This is a genomic window from Tenacibaculum sp. SSH1-16 (genome assembly GCF_040104435.1).
GTDB classification, from domain to species: Bacteria; Bacteroidota; Bacteroidia; order Flavobacteriales; family Flavobacteriaceae; genus Polaribacter; species Polaribacter mesophilus.
In genome coordinates, this window is the sequence record NZ_JBECOV010000010.1 from 101,838 (window position 1) to 108,579 (window position 6,742).

Sequence of the window (6,742 nt, forward strand, 5' to 3'; positions counted from 1 at the left end):
AATGCAAAAAAAAATAACACTTTTTATTTTTTTGCTGTTGCTATATTCCTTCCCTATTGTATCACAAACTATAGGGAAATATGAGAAAGTAAAAGAAGTAAAAACTAATAGGTTTAACTATCTAAAAAAAGCAAAAACGAAGCACGATGCTTCGTTAAAAATGGTCTTTTCAGATAGAGAGGAAAACTCTTTTTATAAAGGACCGTATGTGCAAGAAAAGTTTAAGAAGAAAGGACTACTTACTCCTTTGTATGTAATTGATGAAAAAGAAAACTCGTATGAAGTAGTAGTAGCCAACCCAGATCAAATAGGAAAGCCCAAAGGATTGTTTTCTATGTTCTATGGAGATAAGTTTAACTTTAAAGATTCAGAGCAAGTAGAATATTTAGGATGGATTCCTGCAAGTAATGTAATAGAGTATAATCATTCATTTTTAGAAACGTGTAATAATAAACCTATAAAATATAAGGTAGGAACAGATAAAACGTTACGACTTTTTGATTTGAAACCACATATGGAAGTAGACTCTGTAAATGTGTTTAAAGATCCTTTTTTTAGAACAAAGTCAAACAAAAAGTTAGTGTCTAATCAAATCGTATACCCTTATAAGTATGATGAAAAAGGGAAAGCAGTATTTGTGTCAGATAAACCCGTTTTAAAAGACTCTATTTCTCAAACAGTAGGTTGGATACCATCAAACTTAATTACACGTATTGGACAAAGTCAAGTATATGTTATAAATGACACTGATAGTTTATTGGCAGTTAGTAATAAAGATACAATTCAACTTACAGGTGAAGATGTATTGTCTAAATACTTATATACAGGATATAAAAACTTAAAAACAGATGTTACTAAAGACTTGATAGCTCCAGTACATGTTTGGAATCATGATAAAAATAAACTTATTAATGTAAAAGGAAATAGCTTTTATACAAAAGAAATAAAATTTATGAAAGAGGAGTCGAAGGTAGTAAACTTCCATTTTATTTCTAAAAATGAGGAAAGCGAACATCTAAAAAAAATATTGAACTCATTACAAAGTTTATACATAACCTTATTTCAAGAACCTACTGAAGCTCAATACAGTTTTTCTGCAATTTTAGTCGATAGAAAAGGAACAGCAATATTAGAAAAAACAAGCTCTTTTTCAGAGTGGATTAGCTTTGTTGAATCTTTTATAGAAAGTAATCAAAACAATTTAGCTGTAGAATACGTTGAAAAAACAATGTCTATTCCCAAAGCAGTAAATTATGTAATAGATAATTTTTCAGATGAAAATAAGCGTTTTGAAAACAATTTCTTCATCATTGCTTCAAGCAAAGAAAACACGAATGATATTAAAAGGCAAAAAGATACTTTTTTTGAAAAAATAGCTAAAAAATCACCTAAAATTATTTTTGCACAATTAGACAATAATCAAAGTGTAAGATCTCAGAATTATATATTAGGAAGCAAAGAGTTTTTGTATAAAACAGGAAAATATTATAATGAATTTATCAAGAATTTTATTGTGGATAATGAAATTATAGTAGAAAACAATATCCTAAAAAAGATACCTGCTGATGAAGATAATATTTATGTGTACGATGCTCCAGATAATAGCCTTTTTAATGGAGGCGTTATTTTTCCAAGAATAGAAAGTTCATTAACTCCTCTATCTTTAGAAAAAGCGATAGATACTGTTTTAAAAAGATCTACATTAACAAATAATAAGCTTATATCCTCGTTAAATTACTTTAATAAAAAACTAGGAGTTTTAAGAAGTGAACCAAGCACAACGATAAAAACAAGATATAAAGAGTTAAATACAGACAGCTTACGTCTTTTTCAATTAAGCAGAAACAATTTACATGAAGTATTGTACCAAAAAGTATCATTACTTAACGATAGTATAATAAAAAAAGGCTATGTCTTAGATAAAGATGAAATTATAGAATTAATAGAAAATTATCGCAGCACATTTCCTCAAATGGCAAAACCCATTACAAGAAAAAAGCGAAGAGTAATAAAACGATTGTACCAAAAACAAATAAAAATATTAAACAAAGCTGCCTATAGATATGTTTTAAGTAGAAAAGCAACAATAGCAGATTTATTTTACTTTAAATCAGGAATTCCTTTAAATCATGAAGGATATTACTGTTTAGGAATATATAAATTGCCAAGAAAAAGAGTAGGAAAAAATGGTTTTGAAAAGTTTTATTTTCAACAATATGAAAAAATAGATAAATTAGAAGAATTATTTTTAAAAAATAAGTTGCAAAAAGTAGAAGAAGGTTATAGAAGTGAAGTGTACTTCATACCTTTAGAACTATTGCCCTAGTTAATAGTTAGGAAGAACCCCGAAAATTGCCTAAAAATGAATGTTAAAGCAAAGCTATTTGTATGTGGAGAAGAACGAGAACTTTTCAATACAAATTTAAATTACAATCGACTTATTGATTGGAACGGAAAACCTACCTCTGCCTTAATGGGAGGAACCATCTCGGTTACATTTGAATCGCAAATGTATGATGATAGTTTTTTAGAATGGATTATTGCCGACAGAACCGAAAACAAAAAAATACCATATCCTTTTGACTTATATCAGTTAAGAGACGGTAAAATTGTTTTTTATCAAGATGATTATGACGGATTAGAAATTTTTGAATACAACTTTCAAGATGGTACACTCATCAATTACCATGAAAAGTTTTGTAATCAGTCAGGTATGCAGGTAACTCTAACCATATCACCTGCTATGCAAGACTACCGATTTTTTAACAACTCTAGCTGGAGTAAAAAAAGTACCACACGTTATATAAAACACTGGCAAGAAAGTTTTATACCAATAAAAGAAGCTGCACCATACAAAGCTAAAGAAGATACAACACCGCGTTTTACTTGTTACTATACCGACCTTGAAGGTAATAAACAAGCAGAACCACATACAGGAGAAGAAGTGTACTTAGTATTGAAAACAGAAAATGCTATAGGACAAACAATAGATATTGATTTAAGTAACCACACCAAAGATTTTGTATATAATGACAAGGTTATAGAAAACGATATTATAAAAGATTTTAAGGTAACTAGTAGTGAACATAAATTGAAGTTACGTGTAGTTGTTCAACAAGAAGGAGAAAGAGAAACAATACAAAATTAATTAGCTATGGCAACATTAACCGTAAAACCAAGTAATACTCTGAAAATTAAAACCCAACGAGTAAAAAAAGCTTATTTGGCAAAAAAAGAGATTAAAGGTACTGAGAAAACAGGAGAAACTGAAAGTTATACTTTCAAAGGGAGCAATAATACAAGTACAAAAGCTCGTAAGGAAAAGATAGCAACAATTATTTATAAAAACATTAAGGGAGGTTTACAAAAAAAGCAACAGCAGACAACAGTTGCTCACATAGTAGAGGTACTTAAAAAAGACTCATATACTAAAGGAGATTGTATTGATATTCCTTTAACTCTGCCAAAAATAGAGTTTACAAAACTAGCTAATGCTAATTTAGGAGATGAGGTGTATATGGTGGTTGAAACTGAAAATATGGCTAATAAACGTATAAAGTTAAGTTTAAAACAAGCCGAAAAAAATTGTTTGGTAGCAAAAGATAGTTCTATAGTTTTACAACAGGATGGTAAAAAAACTAGTGTTGTAGAAACGTATGTAAGCAGATTTACAGAGCAAAATAAAAAGAACATATCAAATGCCGAAGATTTTAGAAACTTCGCTATAGACGCAGTTACACTATCACCTAAGGATGAGAAAGATCAGAAAAAATACAGAGAAGCTTTAAATAAAACAACTGACAAAAAAACAAAGTTGTTTATGGTCGTTGATGCTGAGCCTGAAAATCAAAATTGGCTTGAAGTAAAATATGAGGAAATTTTTGATAACCGCCCAAACTTTTGGTATTATGGAGATGATAATTGGTTTGAGCTAAAGGATAATTCTACGCTTGAATATAATATTTACAGTGATGGTAAAATTGAAAAAAATAAAATTAAAAAGCCAAAGGAAGTTATATATAACTACTATGATGTTAAAGGAAATAAGTATAAGTTAGGGCAATCCAAATTGGTTGAAGTAGATAAATGGAAAAAGAAAAATGTAAAAACAAATCCGATTGAGAGAACGTTTTTGTTAGATGCTAGAAATTTAGATAAGTTTTCTTCAAAAGGAGTGAAATATGGGATAGCTAAATGGTCAACTTCAAAAAAAAGATACTATATAAACCCTGATTGTTTTGCAGGATTAGTTGGTGCTATGATAGAGGAGGGAATAGAAGATTTAGGTTCTACTGGTTTTAGTGATGTTAATGGAAGTCCTGGAAATAGCAGTAGCCACATAAATGGAGAAGCTGGAGATTTAAGATATTTAAGTACAAAAAAAGATGGAGGTCCAACGTATTTACAACACTCACATTTTGATTATGAAAGACAAGTGAAATTTAATAAAGCATTATATAAGTTTGGGTGGGGGAGAAAGAAAAAGATGTTGTCTGAAAATTATGAGAGGTTTATAGAAGAAAAAGAAGTATTAAATCCTAAAACTAAGAAAAAAGAAAAAGTAAAAATTACTAAAACTACATTATTGCCACATACTCAACATTATAAAACTGAAAGAGTACGTCACTATCATCATCTCCATATTTTTGGGTTTGATTTTTCTAAAATTAAAGAAATTTAATATGAGACTATTTATTTATTTATTCATTTATTTATTTATTTCCTGTAAAGTACCCAAGGATAACGAAAAAAAGCTTGTTCAAGCTCCTTCAGTAGAAAGTATAGAAGCATTTAACTGGGATACTGTTTCTATTAAAAAGTTACCTTATACGTATTCGTATGACTATAATAATGATTTTTTATTTGCTCTTACTGATAGCCTAAAACAGAAAAATGAAATAAGTGAGAAATCGGAGTTGAATTTTTTGTTTTCTGATAAAACTGAGTTTAAATTAAAAGAGGATTTATACGCTAAAGAGGAAGATAGTTATCCTTATAAAGGAAAAGGATATTTTTATAAGAGGTTTCCAGATAAAAATAAGTATAGAGTGCTTTTATTTATTTATTCAAATAAAGAACAAGATTATTATCTGCCGTATTTTGAGTTACAAACTATAAACAGTAATAACAAAACTGTTGATAAACTGATTGTTGTAGGAGGAAAGAATTATGAATGTGGATGGGATAGGAGCTTTGAAATTGATAAAGATTATACAATTACAACCATTGATGAACAATCTTGTTACGATATAGAAGAAGAAAAAGAAATTGAAGGAGTAATATATACAAATAAGTATAAAATAGATACCCAAGGTTATTTTAAGAAAATAAAAAAATAAGATTATTTATAACTAAAACATAAGAAGTTCCGATTTATAATTTTGAGTTAGATATAAATTTTCAACCTCTAGGTACTAAAAAAATCTGAGGTAACAATACTGCAAGATTAGTTTTTGCTAAGGTGAACCATTGTAATTAGCAACTAAACCTTAACATCTTTGATTTTATATATTATTAGTAATTACTGTCAGTCAATATAAAAAACTTACTACTTTTGTGAAACTGCTAAAAAAGATTAACCTTATATTTTGAAGAAGAAAAAGGCTCCTATAAAATTATAGTTTGGTAGTTACCAATTTATATAATACAATTCTTTCTTCTTACAACCTATAAACATCTTAATAGCAGTTTTTCAATTAAATTTATATATATGATTTTTAAACTGATATTTAGAAAAAAATTAAAAGAGTTAAGAAAGAGAGAACAAGGAATAGAGTTAGAAAGAAACCGTTTAAAAAAAGTTAAGTATTTATTAGATGAACGAGTAGGTGAAGAAGCAAAATGTGTAATAGAAACAACTAATAAAGGAGTAGAAGTGTTAGTAGCAATAAACTCTAAAGAAAACGAAATAGAAGTTTTTGATATTGATACTATGAACACGCCTTCAGTTAAAGAATCCGGATTATGGGTAAAGATGTGGGATAAAATTAGAAGTAAAGAGGTTTTTTTGCAAGATAGAAATGGAAAAGAAAAAGGACTTGAAGAAGTTGCAATGATGCATTTATTTAACCTTGTTGATGAAGCCACAAAAGAAAAAGTTAGTTGGAAAGTAAAGGAAATTAAAGATTATAATGATAAAGATGAGCTTATTACTTTGTATGAAAATATGGGGTTTAAAATAAAACACTTTTCAAAAGCCCAATAGTTTTAAAGAACGCAAAGTCAATTTAATCAGCAATAGTCTTTGTTTAATACAGAAGGTTAAGGTTTTTTAAAAAAAAGTAACAATTTATTTACATAAAAATTTGGTAGTAAGAAAACTATAACATAAATTTACATCACATAAGGCAATATTTGTTATCTTCTTTCTTCTTATAGAATGGCGCCAAAAAATAAAAAAAGAGAAGGTTTTATATTGTTTAAAGCTTTCTCTTTTTTTTATGGAGAAAGCTCTAAAAAGTATTTTAATTTAATTATTTAACCCAAAAAAAAGAAACTATGGGATCATTTAGAGCAAGTTTCGAATTCGCAGGAAAAGAATTCGACGTATTAGAAGCTGAATACAGCTTAAACAGAAACACAGACACAAAAGGTAAACCATCTTCAAGTGTAAATGGAGGAAGAGTTACTTTAACTATTGAATCAACATCAGATACTTCTGTTATCGAGGCAATGGTGAATAGCCAGTTTAAGTCTGTAGATGGAAAAATTGTTTTCAAGAAAACAGATGAAGATTCAAAAA

General features: G+C 28.3%; 6 protein-coding genes. All 6 read left to right on the forward strand.

All coding sequences use genetic code 11. The annotated features are described in order from the left end of the window. Position 1: 1 nt before the first annotated feature. Complete coding sequence (tssR, locus tag ABMY20_RS12395; protein ID WP_349265416.1) at positions 2-2,326, forward strand: type VI secretion system protein TssR domain-containing protein; 2,325 nt, start codon at positions 2-4, stop codon at positions 2,324-2,326. 36 nt (positions 2,327-2,362) lie between these two features. Next, positions 2,363-3,148: a type VI secretion system tube protein TssD gene (gene tssD / locus ABMY20_RS12400; protein WP_053056760.1), complete on the forward strand. Its 786-nt coding sequence runs from the start codon at positions 2,363-2,365 to the stop codon at positions 3,146-3,148. 6 nt (positions 3,149-3,154) lie between these two features. After that, positions 3,155-4,681, forward strand: coding sequence for a hypothetical protein (locus ABMY20_RS12405; RefSeq protein WP_349265417.1), 1,527 nt, complete (start codon positions 3,155-3,157; stop codon positions 4,679-4,681). A gap of 1 nt (position 4,682) precedes the next feature. Beyond that, positions 4,683-5,339 (forward strand): hypothetical protein, encoded by a 657-nt coding sequence (locus ABMY20_RS12410; RefSeq protein ID WP_349265418.1) that lies wholly within the window; start codon positions 4,683-4,685, stop codon positions 5,337-5,339. Positions 5,340-5,710: 371 nt separating this feature from the next. Further along, positions 5,711-6,205, forward strand: a complete 495-nt coding sequence (locus ABMY20_RS12415) for a hypothetical protein (protein WP_349265419.1) — start codon at positions 5,711-5,713, stop codon at positions 6,203-6,205. Positions 6,206-6,498: 293 nt separating this feature from the next. Then, the coding region (gene tssD, locus ABMY20_RS12420; RefSeq protein WP_349265420.1) for a type VI secretion system tube protein TssD at positions 6,499-6,742 on the forward strand (244 nt) is incomplete at its 3' end.